Origin of the sequence: Chelatococcus reniformis (assembly GCF_014640075.1) — a bacterium.
Lineage (GTDB): Bacteria > Pseudomonadota > Alphaproteobacteria > Rhizobiales > Beijerinckiaceae > Camelimonas > Camelimonas reniformis.
The window spans coordinates 1-1,160 of sequence record NZ_BMGG01000029.1 but is presented as its reverse complement, the minus strand read 5'-3'; the positions used below and the strand labels follow the sequence as shown (position 1 = coordinate 1,160).

The window sequence follows — 1,160 nt, the reverse complement described above, 5'->3', positions numbered from 1 at the left end:
CCACCTGGCCGAGATCGCGACCGAGATCGCGCCGGGCAAGCATGCCGTTCTTCTTCTCGATCAGGCCGGCTGGCACCTCTCCCGCCACCTCGTGGTGCCGCCGAACATCACACTGATGCCTCCCCCACCCAAATGCCCCGAGCTGAACCCCGTAGAGAACGTCTGGCAGTTCATGCGCGACAACTGGCTCTCAAACCGCGTCTTCCAGTCCTACGACAATCTCGTCGACCACTGCTGTGAGGCCTGGAACCGCCTCGTCGATCAGCCGTGGAAGATCATGACAATCGGCGTGCGCGAATGGGCTCACCGGTACTGATCAACGGGACTTGGTATAAATCGTGCGCCACGTCACCCCTTCCGATGCTCAACTGTATGGGGCCAATAATGTCCGCAACTTGATGGATGCCGGCCGCCGAGGAACGGGCGAAACAGCGTCGGCAACAGGTCGATGCCCGCGGTCGCGGCTCGACCGTCAGAGCGTCCGAGATCGGCAACTGCGATGGGACCGCAATGGTAGGCGTTGAAACCATCCGCGCGACCAAGCCGGCAAAGGCCCGCGATTGTGGCGCCATTCCAATCATGTCCGTCATAGAGGACGCCGCTAGCCGATAGCGGCGGCTGGAAGACGCGCCGCAATAAGTGGTATCACGTAAATGGGAGGAAAGCTGTGTTGCCGAGTGCGGCGAGAGCCAGAGCGTTCCGCTATCTAGCCGTGAAGGCCTGATGGTATAGCCCTTCGACGAGTATGACATCTGGCCTGAGCTTGGCATGGATGCTTGACACCAGGCAGACGACCAACTCGCCGGGCCACGCTATGTACCGACGTTCCTGGTTAGCATTTGCTGATCGCCGAAACATCAGCTATCTGCGAAGAGATAGGTTCGCGCTGGCGGCTTGCAGAAGGGGAGCGTGGTGGGAGCCCAAGTCCATACCCCAGGGCGGGGAACAGGGGATAAGGCGAACGCCGCCGGATTGCGACCTGAGGGGCAAAGGAGTGCGCCGACGCCCCCAGAGCGTCCCGAGAGCCTTCAGGGCCTCGCCGCGCCGGATCTGAGGACCGAACAACCGGAGCATGCCGAGGCCTTGCTCGAGCGGGGTGAATTGGCGCGTCGTGAGGGGCACCTCGATCAGGCGCTTGAGCTTGTGATAGCGGCGCTGTG

At 62.1% G+C, this 1,160-nt stretch carries 1 protein-coding gene; it reads left to right on the top strand.

Annotated elements, in window-relative coordinates; genetic code table 11:
* A partial coding sequence (locus IEW34_RS30175; RefSeq protein WP_188612954.1) for a transposase occupies positions 1-316 on the top strand: 316 nt, incomplete at its 5' end.
* Positions 317-1,160: the final 844 nt, after the last annotated feature.